This window comes from uncultured Turicibacter sp. (assembly GCF_938044715.1).
Lineage (GTDB): Bacteria > Bacillota_I > Bacilli_A > MOL361 > Turicibacteraceae > Turicibacter > Turicibacter sanguinis.
Genome location: NZ_CALIOS010000147.1, coordinates 57,476 through 81,510 on the forward strand (window position 1 = coordinate 57,476; position 24,035 = coordinate 81,510).

Below are 24,035 nucleotides of genomic sequence, written 5' to 3' on the forward strand. Positions count from 1 at the left end.
CGGATGAAACTAGCTTATTTAAGTTTAGGGTCAAATATAGGAGATAAGAAAAAGTATTTATATGATGCGATTAAGTTATTGGATGGGTATAAAGGTATTCACATCGTAAAGTTATCTTCTTTATATGAGACGAGTCCGTGGGGATATACGGAGCAGGATTTATTTATGAATTTGGTTGTTTTAATTGAAACAAGTTTGTCTCCTGTTGAATTATTAGATTGTTGTCAATTCATTGAACAAGAGCTTGGCCGTGTACGTTTAATTAAATGGGGACCACGTGTTATTGATGTAGATATTTTATTATTTGAAGATGAGACGATAAATACTGAACGTTTAACGATTCCGCATCCATTTATGACAGAACGTGACTTTGTAATGATTCCGCTTTGTGAGATTGCAAAAGATTTAAAGATAGATGGCATCACAGTTGAAACAATTATTCAAAAATTTGATCAGAAGGCATTAAAAAAAGTCATCGCCTAGTTATAGGTGATGACTTTTTTATATTAATCTGCAAAGAAGACCGATAAAAGGTGTCCGTGATTGTTAATATCTGATGACATACTTTCATTAAAAATTGCCATATCATAATGATGGTTTATTTCAACGGGAACATCCCATTCCTCGTCAATCTCATTTAAAATGTTATCAAGTATTAACATCATAAACTCTCCTTTAGCTTCTTTTTGTAGTTTATATTTTTAACTGGTGATTTCAGCCTTTTCTCTAGTTTAATCTAGTTTTAAACGTCAATCTCTTTATAAATATATTATACGTGGTTGGATGATATTTTTAAAGTGACGGAATTGTCACAGACGATGACATATGAAAGACATAAATTTTATTTTCAAAAATAAAAAGGAGCTTAGCTCCTTTTTAGAAGTAAATCATATCGGCAATGGCGCGTTCTGCACCATCTGATGGTGTATTGATCACTTTTCCTTTAAAGTACAAAGTTGTTGATCCCCCACCATCTAGATTATACGCAGTTTGGCAGCCAAGACTTAGGAAAATGTTTTGTAGTTCGGTTAAGGTTAGCCCTTCGGCATCTTGTAGACGTCCTTCAGCTACAACGATGATGTATCGATTTTCATCAAGTTGGCCGATGGCTGTTCGTGGATGACGAGAAGTGTCTTTGATTTCTGTTGCTACACCATTTCGAACTAATATTGGGCCAAAGGCAAAGGAATCGTTGATATCAGCCGCATAAGCAGAGGCTTGATCATCTACTTGGAAGAAGTTTAAGTCTCCCGACCAAGTGGTAGAGAGGACTTCCCAGGTGAAGTTTGGATCGGTTTGAAGAAGTTGGCCGTCCCGAACGATAGATCCCATTGGTTTATTGGTATCGGTATAAAATCCTGATGCATTGATAGCAAGTGTTGCTCCTACGCGATTAGCCATACTAGATAATGTTTCTCGAGTTCCACCATAAGTATTATTAGCGAATTCGGACTGTAGTTGTTTATTTTTCGAGGCAATAACTTCGGCCACCCAGTAATGTTGATTATTTGATTTTTCTTCGACTAATTTTATTTTTAGGTCGTCGTCAATATAGAAATATGAATTGATTTGATCATAATATTGTTGTAATTCTGTTTGCTTTTGAACAATTTCAGTATCAAGTTGGGTTACTTTTGTTTCGGCATCTGATACGAGTGTTCGGTATTTTGTTTCTAATTCTTTAACGCTTAATGATCGCTCAGATACGTATTGTTCATTTAGCTTTGTTAACTCATCTATTTGACTGGTCAAGTTTTTGATGTTATCAGTTAGTTGTTGGTTTTGTTGAGAAAGCTGAGAAAGTTGTGATTCTTGTTGGTTGCTTTCTTCTTCAATGATAACAGATGCTTGTAATACTTCTTCAAGTTGTTTTTGCATCTCTTGATTAGAAGCAATTAGTGAACTTTGTGCTGATTGTTGTTGTTCAATGGTTATGTTTTGTTGTTCTACTTTTAAGGTTAGTTCTTTAATTGTCGTATTGGCTTTATCGTAGTAGTAGGCAAAACTTCCAACTAAGAGTAGAAAGAGGTTAAAAATCGTTAGAGTTAACCAAATAATTTTCTGCGTTTCTTTTTGCTGTCTCAAAATGTCCACCCCCTAATTAATCGCTTAATTATACAATGGAACTGTTTAAAATTTCCATACTTTCTGTTGTAATAATTGTATAAATTAGGGAGAGAATGCGTAAAATGTTAGCTTTAGAAGTATTGGAGTAAATAGTGTATGATGATTGGATTTTTATAGATTTTGAACTATACAATGCGTATCACGAATAGCTCTTAAGACTTGAACTTCTTGATAAAATTGAGGTTTTGGAAAAACATTTTAGAGGTAATTATGCAGTGACAGGATAGTCAGACAAACCTTCAGGAATAGAGGCAAAGATTATAACCATTGATTTAGGTCCCTTATGATTAGGGAGTGAAATAACAGTAAAAGGGAAAAATAGAAGCTTACGTCGGTAATTTGGAAAAACTTATAACTTTTGTTGAAATATATACAAAGGATGTTAGTTTATCTTTTTTTACTTCGGATTATGGTAAAGATGATGGATTTTTATTGTATCTTAAAATCTCATAGCCATCTTGTTTTATAAATACTTGATTGTTTATCTAAAAAATTGTAAAACCGAGAGTAGCTAAATGATTAAAATAGATAAATGGCCTAATTGATAGTAATTTTTGAAAGAACTAACTCTTATTTTGAAATAAAAAAGCTCTTACCGCAAGGATAAGAGCTTTTTGTCTACTCTGCTAAATCAAGCTTTTCAACTGTTTTGTTGACAATTTCAGCACCTTCAATGGTTGCCAATGTCACTTCAGGCTGATTATCATCAACTAATAAGACATTCGTCTCAATTGTGGCTCGCATAAAAGCATTGATTTGGTCTGTTGTAATATTTTCGTTTGGCGTATCAATATTAATTGATCTTGCTTTTCCTAAACTATCTTTAAATTTACATGTTAAAATAAGTGATTTTGTAATCATCTAAAATTCCCCCTAAATTTTTGTTTTGTGGATAAAGATTAAAGTGTATCTGCTAATGAGATTTCAAAGTAGTCAGCTGCTACTGTTTTTTTATACATGTGATTAGAAAGCACCCTGTATTTATCAGCAAAGATGGCAAGATCTGATTCCTCGCTATCTAGACGAATCGCATTAAACGTTTTAGTTTTGTTAATAATTTTCCCATCATCATCGACACCTGCTGTAAAATAAATCATTAATTTACGGTTAATTAAGTTTTCCTTCATAAGTTATTCCCCCTAGATTTTAGTTTGAATTGGTGTAGGCCTTAGCACCTTTTCACAACATGTATATAGATTAGGAGAAAATTTAGTGTGGTAATTATTAAAAAAAATACATATTTTATCGTTTTTTACATAAATTAATAATAAATATAAATTGTATCCAAATATTGTTGATTTTATGTGTAAAAATAACATATAATAGTCTTGTTGTAACTAAATAACTCACTTTATGATGAGGGAGTAGTTGGCACGTTTAGTGTGGTTAAGTCAACAAAACGCGAACTTAGTTCTGGCTTAATCTTAAATGACGAGACTCATGCATAACACTTTTTTGTTATGCATTGGTCTCGTTTTTTTTATGCCGACCTTTGAGTTATGATTTGAGTCAATAAAATAGGAGGTTTAAAATGAGTATTATTGCATTAGTTTTTGTCGCAATTGGTTTAGCAATGGATGCTTTTACAGTCTCAATTGCTAAAGGGATTAGCTTAAGAAAGGCAACTGTTCCACAAGCTGCTAAAGTTGCTTTATTCTTCGGTGGATTTCAGGCTTTAATGCCGCTACTTGGATGGTTATTTGGGTTAAGTTTTGAAAAATATATTACAGCATTTGATCACTGGATTGCTTTAATTTTATTAACGTTAATTGGTGGAAAAATGTTATATGAATCATTTAAAGGAGAGGATGAAGAGGATAGTGTTGAGGTTGATCCGTTAAATGCTCGTTCTTTACTCGTTCTTGCTATTGCAACAAGTATTGATGCTTTAGCAGTAGGAGTTACATTTGCCTTTTTAAATGTTAACATTTTGACATCTATTACTTTAATTGGTGTTATTACATTTGTTATTAGTTTTGCCGGTGTTATTATAGGGAACAAAGTAGGAGAATATCTAAAGAATTATGCAGAAATCGTTGGGGGAATCATTTTAATTCTGATTGGAGTTAGTATTTTCTTAGAACACACGGTTTTAGCTTAATTAATAAATCGAAAATTTAATAGAAGGGTGCGAATTTTTTATGAGTTATATTTTATTAGTCATTGGATTCATCTTTTTAATCAAGGGAGCAGATTTATTTGTTGATGGAGCATCATCTATTGCCAAAACTTTAAAAATTCCTAGTTTAATTATAGGGTTAACCATCGTAGCATTTGGAACAAGTGCTCCAGAAGCAGCTGTTAGTATTACAGGAGCATTTGCTGGTGCTAATGATATTACAGTAGGTAACGTTGTTGGATCAAATATTTTTAACTTATTAGTGGTAGTTGGGGTCGCAGCCTTTATTTCACCTCTAAATGTTAAGAAGTCAATTATTGCAAAAGAGTTTCCATTTGCTTTACTCGGAGCATTTGTTTTAATTGTTCTAGGGTTAGATTCAAAATATCATAATTATACAGATAACGTTTTAACACGTGCTGATGGAATTATGTTATTAGTATTACTTGGAATTTTCATGTATTATTTAATTGAATTAGCTTTAACAGCACGTAAAGAAGGAAAAGACCAAGAAGATGAGGAAGAAATTAAATCTTATCCATTGCCAAAAAGTATTCTTTTATCAATTATTGGGATTGTTGGAATTGTAATTGGTGGAGATTTAGTTGTAGATAGTGCCTCAAACATCGCTTTAGCTTGGGGAATGAGTCAAAGTTTAGTTGGTTTAACAATCGTTGCGGTTGGAACCTCATTACCTGAGTTAGTTACTTCAATTGTAGCTGCACGTAAAGGTGAAAGTGATATTGCGTTAGGAAATGTTATTGGATCTAATATCTTTAATATCTTCTTTGTATTAGGTATTTCATCATTTATCCATGAGATTACAATTAACAGTGCTGTCTTCTTAGATATGTTTATTATGATGGCTGCTTCATTTATTACATACGGATTTGCAGCATCAAAACGTAGTATTAATAAAAAAGAGGGAGCATTCCTTGTTTGCTTATATGTTGCATACATGATCTTTGTTATTTGGAAAGGTTAAAAAAGGCGTAAGCCTTTTTTTCTTTGTAAAATAGTAAAAGATAATAAGTCCATTTTAGAAAATGTTTGATTTAACTGTAGTAAATTCTATAAACCCAAGTTTGATGTAAAGAGAATCTTATTTTCTTGGGAAATATATTGACTAGCTAAACTATTTGATAGCGCCAATAAATGAGTTAAAAAATAATAGAAGTTTTCTTTGATTGTATTGGTTTCAATGTAGAAGTTATTTTGGATAAATCGAATATACAATGAGTAGGTTATCTAGTACAGTAGCTGGATTAATTATGATAATTGCCGCTTCTGCTTTTGCTAATTTTATGTAGGATATTGAGTTATCTACTACCGCATAGTAGATAACTTTTTTATCATGGCAACACGGTTTTATCTTGGTTGCACAAAAGTTGTGGATAAGGTATAATGATGATTTGTCGAAGATTGATTATAAGAAATTTTATATATATAAAACTTTTAGGAAAGTGGTGAAGATATGAGTTTTAAAATTAGAGAAATTGAGATTGATAATCCAGTTGTTTTAGCACCAATGGCAGGTGTTTGTAATGCAGCCTTCCGTACGATTATCAAAGAGATGGGAACGGGATTAATTTACGCTGAAATGGTAAGTGATAAAGCGGTTGTTTATCAAAATAAGAAAACATTAGATATGCTTTATGTTGATCCAGCTGAGCGTCCATTATCAATGCAAATTTTCGGATCAGATAAGGAAACATTTGTTGAAGCGGCAAAATACGTAGATGCAAATTGTGATTGCGATATTATTGATATTAATATGGGATGTCCTGTTCCTAAAGTTACTAAAAATGAAGCGGGAGCACGTTTATTACTTGAACCCGATAAGATTTATGATATTGTGGCAAATGTTGTGGATGTTGTTAAAAAGCCAGTTACAGTTAAAATGCGTACTGGATGGGATAAAGAACATATTTATGCGATTGAAAATGCACTAAAAATTGAGCAAGCCGGAGCAAGTGCAATTGCTGTTCATGGGCGTACACGTTCTCAAATGTATGAAGGAAAAGCTGACTGGGGAATTATTAAAGATGTTAAGGATGCTATTAAGACGATTCCTGTTATCGGAAATGGAGATATTAATTCACCAGAAATGGCGAAGCGTGTTCTTGAAGAGAGTGGTGTAGACGGTATTATGATTGGACGTGCCGCACTTGGAAACCCATGGTTAATGAAAAAAATCGTTCATTATTTAGCAACAGATGAATTAATTGAAGAACCATCAGCTCATGAAAAATTACGTTTAGCGGTTGATCATATGGATCGTTTAATTGACTTAAAATGTGAAAAAGTAGCATTGCTTGAAATGCGTTCACATATGGCATGGTATATCAAAGGATTAGAAGGGGCAACTCATGTTAAACGTATGATTACAACTGTTAAAACTCGTGAAGAAATGATGGACATTGTAAATCGTTACGAAGCTTACTTAAATGGAGATAAATCAGCTCGTTTAGTTGTTGAAGAATAGGATAGAAAAAAGGTGACCCTAATAGTTTAGGAGTCACCTTTTTAATTAAAATTTAATTTCAGTAAGATAAGCAGATAATAATTTCATAACATTAACACATCCATCGATATGAGTACGTTCTACACCATGGGAAGCATGAACTCCTGGTCCGATTAATGCAGCCTTTATATCATGACCTGCACGAAGAGCAGCTGATGCATCTGATCCGTAGAATGGATAAATATCAACAGCATATCCTAATTCATGCTTTTTAGAAAGTTCAATTAACTCCGATGTCATTTCATAATCGTAAGGACCTGATGAGTCTTTTGCACAGATTGAGACGTCATATTCTGTACATGATAAATCTTTACCAATGCAGCCCATATCAACAGCAATCATACGTGTGATGTTAGCTGGTAATGAAGCTGCTCCATGACCTACTTCTTCGTATGTTGAAACAACGAATTGAATCGTGTGATTAGGTTTGATGTTTGCTTCTAGTAAAGATTTGAAAACAGTAAAGATGATGGCAACACTAATTTTGTCATCGATGTGACGGGATTTAATGAACCCACTTTCTGTGATTGTGGTTTTAGGATCGATTGAGATGAAATCCCCATTTTGAATCCCTAAATCAATAACATCTTGTTTTGAAAGCACAACTTCATCAAGACGAACCATTAACTCATCGACTGTTTGCCCTTTTTTACCACAATCCTCATAAACATGTGAAGCTGGGGCAAGGCTTAAGATTGTTCCGGTATAAGCTTTTCCATCACGGGTATGAACAGTGCAGTATTCTCCAAGAAGCGTCATCATTTGATTTCCACCAATTGATGTTAAGCGTAATGTTCCATCAGCACTAATTGAGCGAACCATCAATCCAAGTGTATCGACGTGAGCAGAAAGTCCAAGAACTTTTGTAGAATCTAATCCTTCAAATGTGACAATTAGATTTCCTTTATTTGATTTAATAGCTGATAAACCTAATTCTTTTGCATAAGTTGCAATTTTTTCAATCACAGCCTGTGTATAACCACTTGGACTGGGTGTCATTAAAATATCTGTTGCTAATGAATAAAAATATGAATGATCAAAATTCATCGCTATTCCCCATTTCTAATTTAATTTGAAATCTATGTAACGTATTATACTATATTTTGGAATTTTTTATCTTTAATTATGAGGAAAGTTTTAAAAATTAATATTATTTCATTTATGCGTTTTCAATTGTCATGTATAATTATTTTTGTGAGATAGAAGAATCAAACAATGGACATTAGGACAAAATTTAAAATGGCTAGAGGAGTGATGCGCATGTTTGAGATGTTAATACGAAGAGGGGTAGCTTTTTTTATTGATTTTATTTTATTATTGTTAATCTTCTATGGAAATGCACAGTTTATTTTTATTTCATTCGATAATGCTGGACAAACTTTTGGATTACAAGTTGTCATAGCGATGATTATGCTACAACTTATTTATGTATTCATTTATTTTATTTATATTCCAGTTCGTATGCCCGGGCAAACAGTTGGAAAACGTATCATGAAAATTAAAGAAGTAAAACAAAACCAAAAGGAAATGACAGTTAGTGATTATTTTAAACGTGATTTCTTATTAAAATTTTTATTATCTTCTATGACTTCAGGATTTGTGGTTATTTTTAATGCTATTTTATTAACGTATCAATCGATTCGTAAACAACCGTTACGCGCATTTCAAGATTATGTTATGAAAACAGATGTTATCAAAGTAACGAAATAGAGGAAAAAACGATGATGTTAACAACTTGTAGTGATTTAAGAGAGTTGTATAATCAAATTCAACATTTAGAGGCAACATCAGTTATTCACTTTAATTTTTGGGTTACTGTTATTTTGTCAGTGATTTTTTTGTTTTTTTATCGCCGATTTAATAGTACGAATTCGATATGGAAGTGTTTATTAGTCACGAGTTTTGTTTTTTATGTTTTAAATGTCATTCGGTTAGTTTTCTTTCCGATTCCAATTAATCCAAATTATATTGAGATTTTAAAGCGAGAGTCTGAATGTGGAATTTTACTTGAGAGACGACATAATTTTGAATTATTCGATTTTATGAAATGGGGAAATCTATTTCATATTACAACGGTCGGGAATTTTTTGTTGTTAATGCCATTGAGTTTTTATTTTCCGATTCTATTTAAAAAGCATAAGTGGAATTTAGTAAATATAACACTAATTGGTTTTATGACCTCTTTATGTATAGAATCTTTGCAATTAACGTACGACTTAGTAACTGGATATGCTTATCGAGGATTTAATGTCGATGATTTAATGGTAAACACACTGGGGGTTTTTTGGGGATATCTTATTTATATTGTCTTAAAATTGATTTGGTGTGTTATTAACAAAATTAAGAGAATATTTCTTTACGTTGAATGAGGCGATTATAGATATAATCGCTTTTTTACTAGCTTAAATTATGAAAATAAAAATCATTATTTACATTTTTACAATAAAATACAAAAAAGGTGTAAATTTTCTGTGGAAAATCATTGACTTTTATAGGTATAGACCTTATATTTAAGTAGTAAATTGAATCTTTTCTCTCGTATATCATCGGAAATATGGTCCGAAAGTCTCTACCTACTCACCGTAAATGAGTAGACTACGGGTTTTATCAGTTATTAAGAAAATAGGCCAATTATTTTTTTGATTTCTGATTTACCATAAGTAGGGACTTTCAGCATTTTTAGCTGGAAGTCCCTTTTGTTTTTTAGGTAAGTATTACGGGGGAGGACATTCTATCTTTGTTCATTGGAGTAGGAAATTAGATAGATCCGTGATACTTACCTTTTTAATTTACGAGCCGAGAGAAGGAGAAGAATTGGGAGGAGTACCGACATGAACAAATTCTTCAAATTAGAAGAACGTGGCACAACTGTTTCAAAAGAATTTATTGCCGGAGTTACAACATTCTTATCAATGGCGTACATCATTTTCGTTAATCCAAATACACTTGGAGCTGCGGGAATGGATACAGGCGCTGTCTTTACAGCAACAATTTTAGCAGCATCTATTGGAACATTAATTATGGGATTATTCGCTAACTTCCCAGTAGCACTTGCTCCAGGGATGGGAATGAATGCATTCTTCTCTTATACCGTTGTTTTAATGATGGGATATAGCTGGCAACAAGCTTTAGCAGGTATCTTTATCTCAGGAATTTTATTCATTATTTTATCAGCAACTGGGTTACGTGAATTAATTATTAATAGTATTCCAACATCGTTAAAACATGCTGTTGGAACAGGAATCGGATTTTTCATTGCTTTTTTAGGATTCCAAAATTCAGGAATCATCGTTAATAACGATGCAACATTAGTTGGAATCGGAGATTTCACAGATCCAAATGTATTAATTACAGTAATTGGATTAGTTGTAACGTTAATTTTATTAGTTCGTAAAACACCAGCAGCTATCTTTATTGGTATGATTGTGACAGCTGTTGTCGGAATGATTTTAGGTGTGGTTGAATTACCAACGCAAATTATTGCATCAGTTCCTTCTTTAAAACCAACATTTGGTGCATTATTTGAAGCCTTACCAAGTATTTTCACAGTAGAAATGATTCCAGTTATTTTCTCATTCTTATTCGTCGATTTCTTTGATACGGCGGGAACTTTAATGGCTGTTGGAGCACGTGCAGGTTTAGTAGATGAAAAAGGTCATTTAGTAGATGGAGATAAAGCATTACTTGCCGATTCAACTGCTACTGTTGTTGGTGCCGTTTTAGGAACATCTTCAACAACTTCTTTCGTTGAATCATTAACAGGAGTTGAAGCGGGTGGACGTACTGGATTAACTTCAGTCTTTACTGCATTATGTTTCTTAATTATGTTATTCTGCTCAGGCTTATTATCAGTTGTTACTTCAGCTGTAACAGCACCAGCCTTAATTGTTGTAGGTATTTTAATGGCTTCTTCTTTAGGTGACATTGAGTGGAAAAACATCGAGACATCAATTCCAGCATTCGTAACTATTATTATGATGGTACTTGGATATTCAATCGCTGAAGGGATTGCATCAGGGTTCTTATTATATCCAATCATGATGGTAGCAGCACGTCGTTCTAAAGAAGTTCATCCAGTTATGTGGGGATTAGCAGTTATTTTCCTATTACATTTCATCATGCAGTAAGTAACTTATAGTAGAAAAAATGAACATTTTGTCATAATGAGGGTGACAAAAGTTCATTTTTTACTATATAATCTTAAATAAGAAATTTTTAGGCGGTCATCCTATAAAATATCGAAGCAAAAAACAAACTAGTAAAAAGAGGTGAAGGACATATGCAACATGATGAGGTTATTGTATTAGACTTTGGTAGTCAATATAATCAGTTAATTACTCGCCGTATTCGTGAATTCGGAGTATATAGTGAATTAAAATCACATAAGTTAACGGCAGCAGAAATCAAGCAAATGCCAAATGTTAAAGGAATTATCTTCAGTGGAAGTCCTAATAGTGTCACAAAAGAAGGTGCATTTACAGTTGATCCTGAAATCTTTAACTTAGGATTACCGATTTTAGGGATTTGCTACGGAATGCAATTAACAACTCATATGCACGGTGGAGTAGTAGAACGTGCTGAACAACGTGAGTATGGAAAAGCAGAAATCACAATTAAAAATGTGAATAAATTATATCAAGATATGCCACAAGAACAAGTGGTATGGATGAGTCATGGTTATCATGTAACAAAGTTACCAGAAGGATTTGTTGTTGATGCTAGCAGCGATTCATGTCCAATTGCAGCAGCTTCAAATGAAGAACGTAACATTTATTTAGTTCAATTCCATCCTGAAGTACAACACTCAGTGTATGGTTCACAAATTTTAAAGAACTTTATCTTTAATGTTTGTGGTGCAGAGGCTAACTGGTCAATGAAAAACTTCATTGATGAGCAAGTAGAAAAAATCCGCGCTCAAGTTGGATCTGAAAATGTATTATGTGCCTTAAGTGGTGGGGTTGATTCATCTGTTGTTGCAGCATTAATTCACCGTGCTATCGGAGATCAATTAACATGTATGTTCGTTGATCATGGATTACTTCGTAAAGGAGAAGCGGAAAGTGTTGTTGAAACATTTGATGGAAAATTCAATATGAACTTCATCAAAATTGATGCACAAGAACGTTTCTTAAATAAATTAAAAGGTGTTTCTGATCCTGAGCAAAAACGTAAAATTATTGGTAATGAGTTTGTTTATTGCTTTGATGAAGAATCTGCTAAATTAAAAGACATGAAGTTCTTAGCACAAGGAACTCTTTATACAGATATTATTGAATCTGGTACTGATACAGCTCAAACAATTAAATCACACCATAACGTAGGGGGATTACCTGAAGATATGGAGTTCGAATTAATTGAACCGCTGAACACTTTATTCAAAGATGAAGTTCGTCAATTAGGACTTGAGCTTGGATTACCAGAAGAAATTGTCTTCCGTCAACCATTCCCTGGACCTGGTCTTGGAATTCGTGTTTTAGGTGAAGTGACAGAAGAGAAATTAGAAATCGTTCGTGAGTCAGATTTCATTTTACGTGAAGAAATCAAAAAAGCAGGACTTGAACGCGATGTATGGCAATATTTCACTGCGTTACCTAACATTAAATCAGTTGGGGTAATGGGAGATGAGCGTACATATGACCATACGGTTGTTGTTCGTGCCGTAACGTCAATTGATGGTATGACTTCAGATTGGGCACGTATCCCATTTGATGTTTTACAAAAAATCTCTGTTCGTATCGTAAACGAAGTCGCACACGTTAACCGCGTAGTGTATGACATTACATCTAAACCGCCTGCAACAATTGAGTGGGAATAATATTATAAAGCTTGGAGAACCTTTATTTTAAAGTTTTTCCAAGCTTTTTTTATAAGGAATAAATAATAAATTAAGAAGTAAAGAATCAATTTTAAGTACATAAATTTATAAAGAAGGAGAGGAGTTGAAGTTGTAAGTGAGTGAAAAAGAAATAGTCATCGCTTTTTTATTGAAGGGTATGTGAAGAAGAATTATGAGTATGTCTTAAAAATTTTAAGTGAAGATTATATTGATCATAGTCCAGCGTCAGCTAGAAGTAATCATGATGCAGTTAATATTTTAAAAATTATTGCTAACATATTTGATAATCTTAAGATAGAAATACTAGACGTTTTTGCAGAAAATGAACAGGTGGCAACGAGAGTTCGGTACGAGGCTAAACATATTGGCGAGTATATGGGAATTAGTGCAACACATAAAACAATCAGCTTTGAAGCATTGGAAAACTTTAAAGTTGTTAATGGTAAAATTGTTGAATCGTGGGGGTATTGGCCTGATAAAGAGATTGAAGTTCTACTATTAGAAGAGCAAATTTAGTTATTTAAAGGATATGCAAAGTTGATAGTTGATAAAAGGGTTTAAATAGCGTATAAAGAAGAAGGAGATGTCTATCAGGGAAAAAAGAATACCAAACGTCATCTACCTTAATGATTGAAGAAATAAAGAAATTTGAAAATGTGGTAGATTCTTATGTTAGTGAAGAGAAGCCTGTTAAAGAAACAATAGATTAACGAAAAGCTCCTTATTATAGGGAGCTTTTTCTTATTTTGAAAAATTTAATTTTCACTATTGCGTTAGAGTTTACTTCAGGTGTTATACTCTCTTTCAGATGGATATTAAAGTTAAGAATAGGTGATACTTTCTTTGTAGAGGGTTCAAAGTAAAATAGGATAAGACAGGGATGTAAATCATTGTTTATTAACTAAATCCTTCGAGATTGAGGAAAACATAAAGGAGGAAATTAAATGGAGTTAAATATTTTAAATCGTATAAATTCGCCAAAAGATTTAAAGGCGCTTAATCAGGAAGACTTACCATTATTAGCGGATGAAATTAGACAAGTTATTATAGAAAAGGTGAGTCAAACAGGCGGGCATTTTGGTCCGAATCTAGGAATGGTAGAGGCAACGATTGCAATGCATTATGTTTTTAATTCACCTGTGGATAAAATTGTATATGATGTCTCACATCAATGTTACCCACATAAAATTTTAACAGGAAGAAAACATGGATTTATTGATCCTGAGCAATTTGCATCAATTACAGGATATAGCTCACCTAAAGAAAGTGAACATGATTTCTTTACAGTAGGTCATACCTCGACTTCTATTAGTTTGGTGTGCGGTCTTGCCAAAGCGCGCGATGTTAAAGGTGAAAAAGAAAATATTATTGCAGTTATTGGAGATGGTTCGTTAAGTGGTGGTGAAGCCTATGAAGGTTTAAATAATGCTGCTGCCTCAGGTAAAAATATGATTATCTTAGTAAATGATAATGATATGTCGATTGCTGTCAACCATGGTGGTTTATATAAAAACTTAGCTGAACTTCGTCAATCGAATGGAACCTGTGAAAATAACTTCTTTAAATCACTTGGATTTGATTATCGCTTTGTTCCAAATGGTCATGATATTGATGCTTTAATTAATGTATTCTCAGAAGTAAAAGATACCGAGAAACCTGTTGTCATTCATATGTATACGGTCAAAGGAAAAGGATATAAACCATCAGAATCAAATAAAGAAGGTTTCCATTATGTAGGACCGTTTAATTTAGAGACGGGGAAACAACTTTACAGTTTCAATGGTGAAAACTATGGTCAAATTATAGATAATTTCTTATGTGAGAAAGCTAAAACAGATGAAAAAGTCATTGCGATTACAGCTGGAACACCAGGGGTTGTAGGATTAAATAAGTTTAGATATGAATTCCCTGAACAATTTATGGATGTTGGAATTGCAGAAGAACATGCCGTTGCGCTAGCATCAGGATTAGCCTCTCAAGGTGCAAAACCTGTTCTTGGTCTTTACAGCTCATTCATTCAACGAACATATGACCAATTGTCTCAAGATTTAGCCATCAATAATAATCCTGCGCTGATTTTAGTATTTGGTAGCGGAATTTCTTCGGCTGATGTTACTCATTTAGGTGTATTTGATATTGCGCTTGTCTCAAATATTCCAAATATCGTTTATCTAGCTCCTACGACTAAGGAAGAATATCTAGCCATGGTAGAATGGGGACTTGAACAAAATGAGCATCCGGTTGTGGTGCGAGTACCTGGAGGTCCTGTTATTTCGACAAAAGAAGAGGTTGCACCTAACTTCAGTCAACTAAATTGTTATCAAAAAATGAATGATGGAAGCAAGGTTGCTATTTTAGCATTAGGCTCATTTTATACATTAGGTCAAAACGTTCAAGAAAAGTTAAAATCTATAACAGGTATCGAGGCAACGTTAATCAATCCTCGTTTTGCTAGTGGAATTGACGAAGCTTTACTGACACAATTATTAGCTAATCATCAGATAATCGTGACACTAGAAGACGGTGTTCTTGATGGTGGATTTGGTGAAAAAATCTCAAGATTCTACGCGGATAAAGAGATGAAAGTTTTAAATTACGGTGCAACAAAAGAATTTACGGATCGTGAGGATATTAACCTATTATATGAACGATACCGCCTAAGAGAAGATTTGATTGTAGAAGATATCAAAAGACTGTTATAAAAGAAATTAGTATGTACGCTATAGGATAGACAATGTAAAAAGTCTATTCCATAGCGTACATTTTTTAGTTTTAAATACAGTAAAATAACGAGTTATTCTTGAATTTTTACACTTTCAACAATACGTTATATGGCAGTACTATTAAGATGATTCTAATATTTTATAAGGGGAGATTACTTTGGATCACAGATTGGACATGTATACTAGTATAGTTCCCAATCATCGTCAGCTCATCATTCAGGAAATGAAATACTATGCCTTCATTCATTACGGTATCAACACGTTTACGGATAAAGAATGGGGAAATGGCAGGGAGGAAGAAAGTTTATTTAATCCTAAAAATCAAGATACGGATCAGTGGTGTCGTGCGATTGCTGATGCGGGAATGAAAGGGATTATCTTAACTTGCAAGCACCATGATGGATTTTGTTTGTGGCCAACCCAAACAACAGAGTACTCAATTAAAAATAGTCCTTATAAAAACGGTGAGGGAGATGTCGTACAGGAGGTTGCGAATAGCTGTAAAAAATATGGACTTAAATTCGGGGTTTATCTTTCTCCGTGGGATAGAAATGCAGATTGTTATGGAACTCCTGAGTATAATGATTTTTATATCAAACAGTTAACAGAACTATTAACTAATTACGGTGAAATATTTATGCTTTGGTTAGATGGTGCATGTGGTGCCAAAGAAGATGGTAAGCCAGTTCAAAAATATGATTTTGAACGTATTTGGACTACAGCAATTGAATTACAACCTGATATTGTGATGTCAGGTTGTGCTCCTGATGTTCGTTGGATAGGGAATGAAAGTGGAAAAACTCGTGAAAGTGAATGGAATGTCGTTCCAAAATTTCAATATGAACAACAGAATTTTGTAGCAAATTGTCAGACAGACCATGATATGAAGAAATTTCAACAGCGTTGCCAAGATATTATGTTGCCTGATATGGGATCACGTGAATTCTTAAGTCATTTTGATGAATTTATGTGGTATCCTGCTGAGGTAGATGTTTCAATTCGTGAAGGATGGTTTTATCACTTAACGCAAAGTCCTAAGTCGCTTCATCATCTGATGAAAATCTATTATAATTCTGTCGGGAATAACTCGCTTATGCTATTGAACATTCCCCCTGATAAAAATGGTTTGCTTGATGAGAGGGATATTGAACGTTTGCGTGAAATGGGACAGTGGATAAAAAAAGAAGATGACTTAGTAATAGATAATGTGAAGATTGAACGTTCTACTGATGGCTTTAACATAAAAATGACCTTTGAAAAGCAGTCTGTTGACCGTATACGGATTTCAGAAGATACAACAAAATCTCAGCGAGTTGAGTGTTTTTTTATTTATTCCGATAAAAATAAAATATATGAGGGGACAATCATTGGTTTTTCAAAAATTGCAATTTTTGAGCCAATAGTTACGGATAATCTAATAATCAAAATCCTCGAATGCCGTAAAGAGCCATATATTGAAAAAATAGAGGTTGTTGCAACAGGTTCATACCGTGTTAAGTAAGTGAGTGGAGTGAAAATAATAAAAAGCTTAGATTACCTATGTGAGGTTTTCTAAGCTTTTTTGTCTTTATTTTAAGTATGCTTTTAAAATATCTCCGACCATTGAAACAACGCCTAGTGTCCCAAGACCGTTTTGAACATCTTCAACGACAACGGCTATTGATATTTTTGAGTTATCTAAGTCAGTTGCAACGAACCATCCGTTTTCACTTCCAGTTTCACCTTGAGATTGTTTGATTTCAGCTGTACCTGTTTTTCCAGCAAGTTTTACACCATCGATTTTAGCTAGATGACCGGTTCCATCACTATCTTCAACAGCTGCAGAAAAGACGTCTTGTAGAATCGTTAAATGATCAGTTGAAACAATAGATTCTTTTAAGATTGTAGGAGTTGTTGAGTCATTTAATACCAAGTTTGGATTCATGATATTTCCGTTATTTGATAGCATACTGTAAGCGAGTGCCATGTTTAAAGTTGTAACCATCACTTGTCCTTGTCCATAACCACTATCGGCAAGCAAGATATCGCTACTTAGTGCTCCACTATTAGAGACTTGACTTGTGTTAAGGGGATAACCAATATTTAATTCTGTTCCGATTGTAAACTTTTCTGCTCCTTTAATGAAGGCATCACTTCCAATAGCTAGTGCATTCATGGCGAAGTAGATATTGTCTGAATATTTAACAGCTTCTTTTAAACTTACTTGCGTTTGCCCGTTGATACGGTGAATTTTGTAATTTCCCCAAGAACTTTCTTTTTGCCACTCTGAGCCTTCAATTGTTTTGATTTCCTGAGGATCAAGAGTTCCATTTTCAAGCCCAGTTGCCGCAGTAATTAATTTAAATGTAGATCCAGGTGAGTAGAGGGTAGTGAAGCGATTGGCTTCATCTGCATAATTAATGGCTTCGCGACGTTGTTTCTCACTGTTTGTCATGTAAGTCGTATAACGATTTGAGTTGTAAGAAGGTGAGCTAACTAAAGCTAAAATTTCTCCTGTTGTTGGATCAACAGCTGTGGCTGAACCTTTTTCACCATTCATTGTTTCATAAATTTTTACCTGTAAATTTGGATCAATTGAAAGTTTGATATCAGATCCATTTCGAGCTTCTGTTAAAGCAATGGTTTCGATATTTGTTCCATCTCGTTCAATATAAACTTCCATTCCATCAATTCCACGTAACGTTTCTTCATAAACTTGTTCAAGTCCTGCTTTTCCAATTAAAGAATTTCTTGTATAAATGCCTTCTTCGTCCGCTTCTAATTGTTCAGCTGTAATTTCACCAATATACCCTAATAATCGGCCAAACGCCTCTTCATTTTTATAGATTCGACCTTGGGTATTTCGAATTAAAATTCCTTCATGTTCTCGATTACTTAAAAATTGTATAAGTGAAGTTCCAGGAAGAACCGTAACAATTGGAACAAAGTAATCAGGATTTGAGTTTGCGTCTAGTTTTTTTATAATGGTATCTTCGTCAATATCGAGTAGGGTAGCAAGCTCTGAAATTTTACTTTCTCGATTATTATCGTCAAACTCAGCAGGATGAATTCCGATGATTTTTAATGTTCCATCAGATGCTAACGCTTCACCGTTTCGATCTAAAATACTCCCGCGCGTTGAACTTTTCGTCACGACGCGAACTTTATCACCACTTTCCATCATCGGAAAGATTAAGGCTTCAGACCATAAAATTTTTAATTCCCCATTTTCTTTGATATATGGAAGTTCATAGTCAGATGACGAGAAGTTTCCAGCTACGGTATCCATTGTTAGTGAGAAGGGGATTACTTCATTTTCAGTATCGATTTCTCCCATCTCAGTTTTTAAGTTGCTAGCCTCAATTCCAGAATAGATATTATTATATCTTGTGACAAACTCTTCTTGGGTGATGGCAGCCTGTGATTCACTACTCAGTAAAAGATATAACCCTTCAAAATCTTTATTTACCAACTTTTCATCAAAGCTTGAGAATAGTAAATAAACTTCATTTGATGAACAGCCAGCTAGTATTGTAACAAACAGTAATACGATTGCTAATACCTTTTTCATTTCAATCCCTCTTTTCATCCTTATTATGGAAATCATATCATTATATTTGTTATGAGCATAGGAATAGTACCTTAGACAAAAAATATTTAAATATAAAAAAAAGTAAAACGTTTTTCTATAAGAAAGTGAATTAATCAGGAATAATTTTTGAAATTTTATAATACATCTGTATAGACAGTAAGATAGATTCTTAGATTTTAAGAATCGAGCTTAGTATATAGGACTTGTTGATACTAAGGATAGTAGTAGCATAAGATATAAATTTTAAATGGGGAGGAATTTGAATAATGAGTGAACAAAAGATGGAATGGACTAATGAAGAAATTGATGTTCATGTCGATGAGTTAGTTCAAAAGGCACTAGTAGCTTTAGAAAAATTTGAATCTTTCAATCAAGAAACTGTGGATTATATTGTAGCGAAATGTTCAGTTGCAGGGCTTGATCAACATGGTGTGTTAGCTGAAGCAGCTGTTAAAGAAACTGGGCGTGGAGTTTTTGAAGATAAGGCAGTTAAAAACTTATTTGCCTGTGAGTATGTAACGAGCAACCTCCGTCATTTAAAAACAGTGGGGATTATTAGTGAAGATCCGCTAACTGGAATTACTGAAATTGCAGAACCTGTCGGAGTGATTTGTGGAATTATTCCAACAACAAATCCAACGTCTACGGTTATTTTTAAATCATTAATTGCATTAAAAACACGAAATCCAATTATTTTCTCATTCCATCCATCTGCTTATGAATGTTCTGTTCAAGCAGCGACTGTCATCCGTGATGCGGCGATTGCTGCTGGAGCACCTGAGGATTGTATTCAATGGTTAGGAATGCGTTCAATGTACGCTACATCTGCATTGATGAATCATAAAGGAATTGCAACGATTTTAGCAACAGGTGGTAACGCGATGGTTAAAGCCGCCTATTCATGTGGAAAACCAGCACTTGGCGTAGGGGCAGGAAATGTGCCAGCCTATGTTGAGAAAACTTGTGTATTAAAACGTGCAGTCAATGATATCGTGTTATCTAAGTCATTTGATAATGGAATGATTTGTGCTTCTGAGCAAGCAGCCATTGTTGATGAAGAAATTTATCAAGATTTTAAAGATGAAATGTGCCGTTTTAAAGTTTATTTTGCTAATGAAGAAGAGAAAGCAAAATTAGAAAATTATATGTTTGGATGCACGGCTTATAGTGATCATGTAAATGATGCTCACTTAAATCCTGCTGTAGTTGGTAAACCTGTAACATGGATTGCACAGCAAGCTGGATTTGTTGTGCCTGAAGATACTCAAATTATTTGTGCTGAGTGTCAAGAAGTAGGACCTAACGAGCCTTTAACACGCGAAAAGTTATCCCCAGTTTTAGCGGTGTTAAAAGCGACGTCTACGGAAGATGGAATCGAAAAATCGGCAGCAATGGTTGAATTTAACGGGCTTGGACATTCAGCTGCGATTCATACGCAAGATCATGATATTACAGTTCAATTTGGATTAAAATGTAAAGCTATTCGTGTGATTGAAAATGCACCATCGACATTTGGTGGGATTGGTTCAGTATATAATGCGTTCATTCCTTCTTTGACTTTAGGGTGCGGATCTTATGGGCACAATTCGGTCTCTAACAACGTGAGTGCAATTAACTTGCTAAATATTAAACGCATCGGGCGCCGTAACAATAATATGCAATGGGTAAAGCTTCCTCCTAAAGTTTATTTTGAAAAAAATTCAATTAAATATTTAAGAGATATGAAGGAAATGGAAAAAGCCATGATTATCACGGATAGAGGAATGTATAATCTTGGTTACGTTGCAAAAATTGAAGATGTGATTAGAAGACGTCGTAATAAAGTTGATTTAGAATTATTCTTTGATGTAGAACCAGATCCAAGTATCGACACAGTTAATGAAGGTGTTGAATTAATGAGAAAATTCCAACCTGATACGATTATCGCATTAGGTGGAGGATCTTCAATGGATGCTGCAAAAGTTATGTGGCTAATGTATGAACATCCTGAAGTAAACTTTGATGATATTAAACAAAAATTCATGGATATTAGAAAACGTGCCTTTAAATTCCCAGAGCTCGGTAAAAAAGCAAGCTTAATTTGTATCCCAACGACATCTGGAACGGGATCTGAAGTAACTCCATTTGCGGTTATTACAGACAAAGCGGCTAATAAAAAATATCCATTAACGGACTATTCATTAACGCCAACTGTTGCCATTGTTGATCCAGAATTCGCAATGAGTATGCCAGCATCGATTGCTTCTGATACGGGAATTGATGTTTTAACACATGCGATTGAAGCATATGTTTCAATTTTAGCGTCTGATTTTACAGATGGATTAGCAAAACAAGCTGTTAAATTAGTGTTCGATTATTTAGAACGTTCAGTTAAGAATGGAAAAAATGATCCTGAAGCACGAGAAAAAATGCATAATGCTGGAACGATTGCAGGGATGGCATTTGCCAACGCATTCCTTGGAATGAATCACTCATTAGCCCACAAAATCGGTGGAGAATGGCACGTTCCTCATGGACGTACAAACGGAATCTTATTACCACACGTAATCCGCTATAACGGAACGATTCCAACAAAATTAAATATCTGGCCAAAAATTGAAAATTATAAAGCAGATATTAAATACATGGAGTTAGCTCAATTAATTGGATTAAATCCAAAAACTCCAGCTGAAGGGGTAGAGATGTTTGCAGATGCCTGCGAAGAGTTATGTAAAAAAGTTGGAGTTCCTTGTAATATTAAATCTCAAGGAATTGATGCTGATGCTTGGGAAGAATCAGTACATCGTATGGCAATGAATGCTTACGAGGACCAATGTACACCAGCTAATCCAAGAATGCCAATGGTACATGATATGGAAGCTATTTTACGTACAATCTATGACTATGAAAGCAAATTTTAATAATAAAAAAAGAGCCAAGCGGCTCTTTTTTTATTATTAAAATTTTTAAATGAAGTTTACTAACATTTATAATGACTAAAGAAAAAAGGAATTGTACGGTGGGGTAAAATAAATTTCAGATTATTATGTCAAGGTGAGGATATATTAAAAAATTATATTAGGATTTTAAGAAAAATTGATGAAAAATAATAAGTCACTATACTGCATCAATAAATAGTAATAAAAAGACTCTAGGACGATGAGGTTCTAGAGTCTTTTTATTTATTAGTTAAACATTTTGCTCATCACTGTCTGATAGTCATGACCTTGACGAACTCCATTTAATACAACATTTGCTTTAGAGATATCTTTGAATAAGACACCATAAACTAAGTGATTATCTTTGAAGTATAATTTTTTGAATAATCCTGTTGCTGGATTTGAATCCATCATCACTTGGTAAGATTCCATGTTTTCTGTTGGATATGTTCCCACTGAGAACATTTCTGTATCAAAGGCAATTAATGATAATGGTTCAACTTGATTAGCGAATGTTGCCACATCACCAACAGCATTAGTACCGGCAACTTTACCTTGTTCAATGGCTGGGGCCCAAAGGTTTGTTGAAATACCTTCAAACTGTGCTACATCACCACAAGCATAAATGTCAGCAACTGATGTTTGCATGTTTTCGTTAACAACGATTCCACGATCAACAGTAATGTTAGCAGACACAGCTAACCCTGTATTTGCACGAACTCCAACGCTGATAACGACTAAATCTGCTTCAATTAATTCATTGTTAACTTTAACACCTGTTACTTTATTGCTGTTTGCTACAATTTCTTGAGCAGATGCTTCAGTAATTAGGTTAATGTTTTTAGTAGCTAAAATATTTTGCATGAATGCTGATGCAGATTCTTCTAATTGACGTGGCATAATGCGTGGGGCTGCTTCAATAACTGTGATTTGTAATCCAAGTTCTTGTAACGCATCAGCTGCTTCAAGTCCTAAAACTCCACCACCAATAATAACAGCTTTAGATTTTCCTTTAGCGTATTCACGTAACGCTAATGCATCTTCTTTATCTTTAATGCTGAACACACCTTCTGCATTTGCTCCTTTGATAGGTGGGATAAAGTTAGATGATCCAGTTGCTAAGATTAATTTATCGTAAGACATTGTAATTCCATCAGATAATACAAGTGATTTGTTAGTAGCATCTAATGACTCAACAGTTGTACTTAATTTTAATGTGATATTTTTTTCAGCGTAATACGCTTCAGGATTTAAGTAGAATTCTTCAGTCGGTACATCTTTAACAATTAAATCAGATAAAGCAGGGCGGTAGTATGGATAGCTTGCCTCTTTACTGATTAATGTAATAGATGCTACCTCATTACGAGCACGGATTGCATTTGCAGCACTTACTGCTGCTACACCACTACCAACGATAACGAAGTTTTCTTCTTTAGTTGAATTGAATGTGATAACTTCTTCTTCATATTGCTCGAATAAGTCAGCACCAACTCCACAAGCAGGACAAACTTCAGGAGGTAATACACCAGGATAAACTTCTCCACAGATGACGCAACGCCATAAAACAACTTTTCCACTTGGATTTAAGTCTTCTGTATTTGTAGCTCCGGCTTTTTTTCGAGCAGGAACTTTTCCTTCGATTAAGCATTTAGCAAATAATTTACCATAATCGATAGCATCTTTTGTTTCGCGATCCGATGCACGGAATTTAATTTTGAATCCATCTAATACTTTCATACGTAATTGATGTAGACGGTCCATAATATTATCCACACCTTCACCGCTCCAACCATAAGATCCAAAGCATGATACCACTTTTCCACCGTGAACGATTGGATTTAAATTGATTGCTAAGTCCCAAATGATAGGAAGTGCGTCTCCATTGATTGTACATGTTCCGAATAAAATCCCATCTGCATCAGCGAATGCTGCTAAGATTTCATCTTTTTTCTGTGGATAATTTAAGATATCTAAGTTATACATTACAACGTCGATAGATGGGTCTACTTCTTGGATTCCTTTGACGATAGCTTCGGCAAGTTCCCCAGTATAACCATAAGCTGATACATAAGGGACGACTACTTTTTTATGATGGGCTTTTTGTGGTGCCGTTGACCATGTTTTGTATGTATTAATGATTTCATCAATGCGAGTATCAAGCACAGGGCCATGTCCATTACAAATCATTTCGATTTTTAAATTTTTGATTTTATCAAT

Annotated in this window: 19 protein-coding genes and 1 riboswitch; of the genes, 12 read left to right on the forward strand and 7 right to left on the reverse strand. The window is 34.1% G+C overall.

What is annotated here, in order from left to right; all coding sequences use genetic code 11:
- The first annotated feature begins 3 nt into the window (after positions 1-3).
- Positions 4-483 carry a 2-amino-4-hydroxy-6-hydroxymethyldihydropteridine diphosphokinase gene (gene folK / locus QWC74_RS14335; RefSeq protein ID WP_006783687.1) on the forward strand — a complete coding sequence of 160 codons (480 nt, stop codon included), beginning with the start codon at positions 4-6 and terminating at the stop codon, positions 481-483.
- 23 nt (positions 484-506) lie between these two features.
- On the opposite strand, the gene QWC74_RS14340 is transcribed toward folK, so the two are convergent.
- The 4 genes from QWC74_RS14340 to QWC74_RS14355 form a co-directional block, all read right to left on the reverse strand.
- Entirely contained in the window at positions 507-662 is a 156-nt protein-coding gene (locus tag QWC74_RS14340) for a hypothetical protein (RefSeq protein ID WP_006783688.1), read from the reverse strand.
- A gap of 214 nt (positions 663-876) precedes the next feature.
- Positions 877-2,085, reverse strand: coding sequence for a phosphodiester glycosidase family protein (locus tag QWC74_RS14345; RefSeq protein WP_006783689.1), 1,209 nt, complete (start codon positions 2,083-2,085; stop codon positions 877-879).
- 660 nt (positions 2,086-2,745) lie between these two features.
- On the reverse strand, positions 2,746-2,988 hold the full coding sequence (locus QWC74_RS14350) for a DUF2922 domain-containing protein (RefSeq protein WP_006783690.1): 243 nt from the start codon (positions 2,986-2,988) through the stop codon (positions 2,746-2,748).
- A 38-nt stretch (positions 2,989-3,026) separates the two neighbouring features.
- The gene (locus QWC74_RS14355) at positions 3,027-3,254 is read right to left on the reverse strand and encodes a DUF1659 domain-containing protein (RefSeq protein WP_006783691.1); all 228 of its coding nucleotides are present in this window, start codon (positions 3,252-3,254) and stop codon (positions 3,027-3,029) included.
- A 404-nt stretch (positions 3,255-3,658) separates the two neighbouring features.
- Here QWC74_RS14355 and QWC74_RS14360 point away from each other — a divergent pair, with 404 nt between their 5' ends.
- From QWC74_RS14360 to dusB, 3 genes are all read left to right on the forward strand, one after another.
- Positions 3,659-4,228 carry a manganese efflux pump MntP family protein gene (locus QWC74_RS14360; RefSeq protein WP_006783692.1) on the forward strand — a complete coding sequence of 190 codons (570 nt, stop codon included), beginning with the start codon at positions 3,659-3,661 and terminating at the stop codon, positions 4,226-4,228.
- Between the two features lie 40 nt (positions 4,229-4,268).
- Positions 4,269-5,231, forward strand: a complete 963-nt coding sequence (locus tag QWC74_RS14365) for a calcium/sodium antiporter (protein ID WP_006783693.1) — start codon at positions 4,269-4,271, stop codon at positions 5,229-5,231.
- A gap of 489 nt (positions 5,232-5,720) precedes the next feature.
- A complete protein-coding gene (gene dusB / locus QWC74_RS14370) occupies positions 5,721-6,731 on the forward strand; it encodes a tRNA dihydrouridine synthase DusB (RefSeq protein WP_006783694.1) in 1,011 nt (336 codons plus the stop codon).
- A gap of 45 nt (positions 6,732-6,776) precedes the next feature.
- Here the strand turns inward: dusB and QWC74_RS14375 are convergent, their stop codons facing one another.
- On the reverse strand, positions 6,777-7,817 hold the full coding sequence (locus tag QWC74_RS14375) for a M42 family metallopeptidase (protein WP_006783695.1): 1,041 nt from the start codon (positions 7,815-7,817) through the stop codon (positions 6,777-6,779).
- 213 nt (positions 7,818-8,030) lie between these two features.
- Between QWC74_RS14375 and QWC74_RS14380 the strand changes: the two genes are divergently transcribed.
- The 7 genes from QWC74_RS14380 (at position 8,031) to QWC74_RS14410 (ending at position 16,830) form a co-directional block, all read left to right on the forward strand.
- Positions 8,031-8,480 (forward strand): RDD family protein, encoded by a 450-nt coding sequence (locus tag QWC74_RS14380; RefSeq protein ID WP_006783696.1) that lies wholly within the window; start codon positions 8,031-8,033, stop codon positions 8,478-8,480.
- A gap of 11 nt (positions 8,481-8,491) precedes the next feature.
- Entirely contained in the window at positions 8,492-9,139 is a 648-nt protein-coding gene (locus QWC74_RS14385) for a VanZ family protein (RefSeq protein ID WP_006783697.1), read from the forward strand.
- Between the two features lie 147 nt (positions 9,140-9,286).
- A riboswitch (purine riboswitch) is annotated at positions 9,287-9,388 on the forward strand.
- A 213-nt stretch (positions 9,389-9,601) separates the two neighbouring features.
- Positions 9,602-10,897, forward strand: coding sequence for an NCS2 family permease (locus QWC74_RS14390; protein WP_006783698.1), 1,296 nt, complete (start codon positions 9,602-9,604; stop codon positions 10,895-10,897).
- Positions 10,898-11,049: 152 nt separating this feature from the next.
- Positions 11,050-12,585 carry a glutamine-hydrolyzing GMP synthase gene (gene guaA, locus QWC74_RS14395; protein WP_006783699.1) on the forward strand — a complete coding sequence of 512 codons (1,536 nt, stop codon included), beginning with the start codon at positions 11,050-11,052 and terminating at the stop codon, positions 12,583-12,585.
- Between the two features lie 180 nt (positions 12,586-12,765).
- Positions 12,766-13,122 (forward strand): ester cyclase, encoded by a 357-nt coding sequence (locus QWC74_RS14400; RefSeq protein ID WP_006783700.1) that lies wholly within the window; start codon positions 12,766-12,768, stop codon positions 13,120-13,122.
- A gap of 428 nt (positions 13,123-13,550) precedes the next feature.
- Positions 13,551-15,308 (forward strand): 1-deoxy-D-xylulose-5-phosphate synthase, encoded by a 1,758-nt coding sequence (locus QWC74_RS14405; protein ID WP_155222885.1) that lies wholly within the window; start codon positions 13,551-13,553, stop codon positions 15,306-15,308.
- 178 nt (positions 15,309-15,486) lie between these two features.
- Positions 15,487-16,830 carry an alpha-L-fucosidase gene (locus QWC74_RS14410; RefSeq protein ID WP_230321621.1) on the forward strand — a complete coding sequence of 448 codons (1,344 nt, stop codon included), beginning with the start codon at positions 15,487-15,489 and terminating at the stop codon, positions 16,828-16,830.
- Between the two features lie 66 nt (positions 16,831-16,896).
- Here the strand turns inward: QWC74_RS14410 and QWC74_RS14415 are convergent, their stop codons facing one another.
- Complete coding sequence (locus tag QWC74_RS14415) at positions 16,897-18,879, reverse strand: penicillin-binding transpeptidase domain-containing protein (RefSeq protein ID WP_006783703.1); 1,983 nt, start codon at positions 18,877-18,879, stop codon at positions 16,897-16,899.
- A gap of 287 nt (positions 18,880-19,166) precedes the next feature.
- Between QWC74_RS14415 and adhE the strand changes: the two genes are divergently transcribed.
- A complete protein-coding gene (adhE, locus tag QWC74_RS14420) occupies positions 19,167-21,800 on the forward strand; it encodes a bifunctional acetaldehyde-CoA/alcohol dehydrogenase (RefSeq protein WP_006783704.1) in 2,634 nt (877 codons plus the stop codon).
- Positions 21,801-22,064: 264 nt separating this feature from the next.
- On the opposite strand, the gene QWC74_RS14425 is transcribed toward adhE, so the two are convergent.
- A partial coding sequence (locus QWC74_RS14425; RefSeq protein WP_288994279.1) for an FAD-dependent oxidoreductase occupies positions 22,065-24,035 on the reverse strand: 1,971 nt, incomplete at its 5' end.

Coding starts and splice junctions, on each gene's coding strand:
- QWC74_RS14350 (WP_006783690.1), bottom strand. CDS start 2,988: ATGATTACAAAATCACTTATTTTAACATGTAAATTTAAAGATAGTTTA.
- adhE (WP_006783704.1), top strand. CDS start 19,167: ATGAGTGAACAAAAGATGGAATGGACTAATGAAGAAATTGATGTTCAT.
- folK (WP_006783687.1), top strand. CDS start 4: ATGAAACTAGCTTATTTAAGTTTAGGGTCAAATATAGGAGATAAGAAA.
- QWC74_RS14360 (WP_006783692.1), top strand. CDS start 3,659: ATGAGTATTATTGCATTAGTTTTTGTCGCAATTGGTTTAGCAATGGAT.
- QWC74_RS14405 (WP_155222885.1), top strand. CDS start 13,551: ATGGAGTTAAATATTTTAAATCGTATAAATTCGCCAAAAGATTTAAAG.
- QWC74_RS14375 (WP_006783695.1), bottom strand. CDS start 7,817: ATGAATTTTGATCATTCATATTTTTATTCATTAGCAACAGATATTTTA.
- QWC74_RS14385 (WP_006783697.1), top strand. CDS start 8,492: ATGATGTTAACAACTTGTAGTGATTTAAGAGAGTTGTATAATCAAATT.
- QWC74_RS14390 (WP_006783698.1), top strand. CDS start 9,602: ATGAACAAATTCTTCAAATTAGAAGAACGTGGCACAACTGTTTCAAAA.
- QWC74_RS14415 (WP_006783703.1), bottom strand. CDS start 18,879: ATGAAAAAGGTATTAGCAATCGTATTACTGTTTGTTACAATACTAGCT.
- QWC74_RS14340 (WP_006783688.1), bottom strand. CDS start 662: ATGTTAATACTTGATAACATTTTAAATGAGATTGACGAGGAATGGGAT.
- QWC74_RS14365 (WP_006783693.1), top strand. CDS start 4,269: ATGAGTTATATTTTATTAGTCATTGGATTCATCTTTTTAATCAAGGGA.
- QWC74_RS14355 (WP_006783691.1), bottom strand. CDS start 3,254: ATGAAGGAAAACTTAATTAACCGTAAATTAATGATTTATTTTACAGCA.
- QWC74_RS14380 (WP_006783696.1), top strand. CDS start 8,031: ATGTTTGAGATGTTAATACGAAGAGGGGTAGCTTTTTTTATTGATTTT.
- dusB (WP_006783694.1), top strand. CDS start 5,721: ATGAGTTTTAAAATTAGAGAAATTGAGATTGATAATCCAGTTGTTTTA.
- guaA (WP_006783699.1), top strand. CDS start 11,050: ATGCAACATGATGAGGTTATTGTATTAGACTTTGGTAGTCAATATAAT.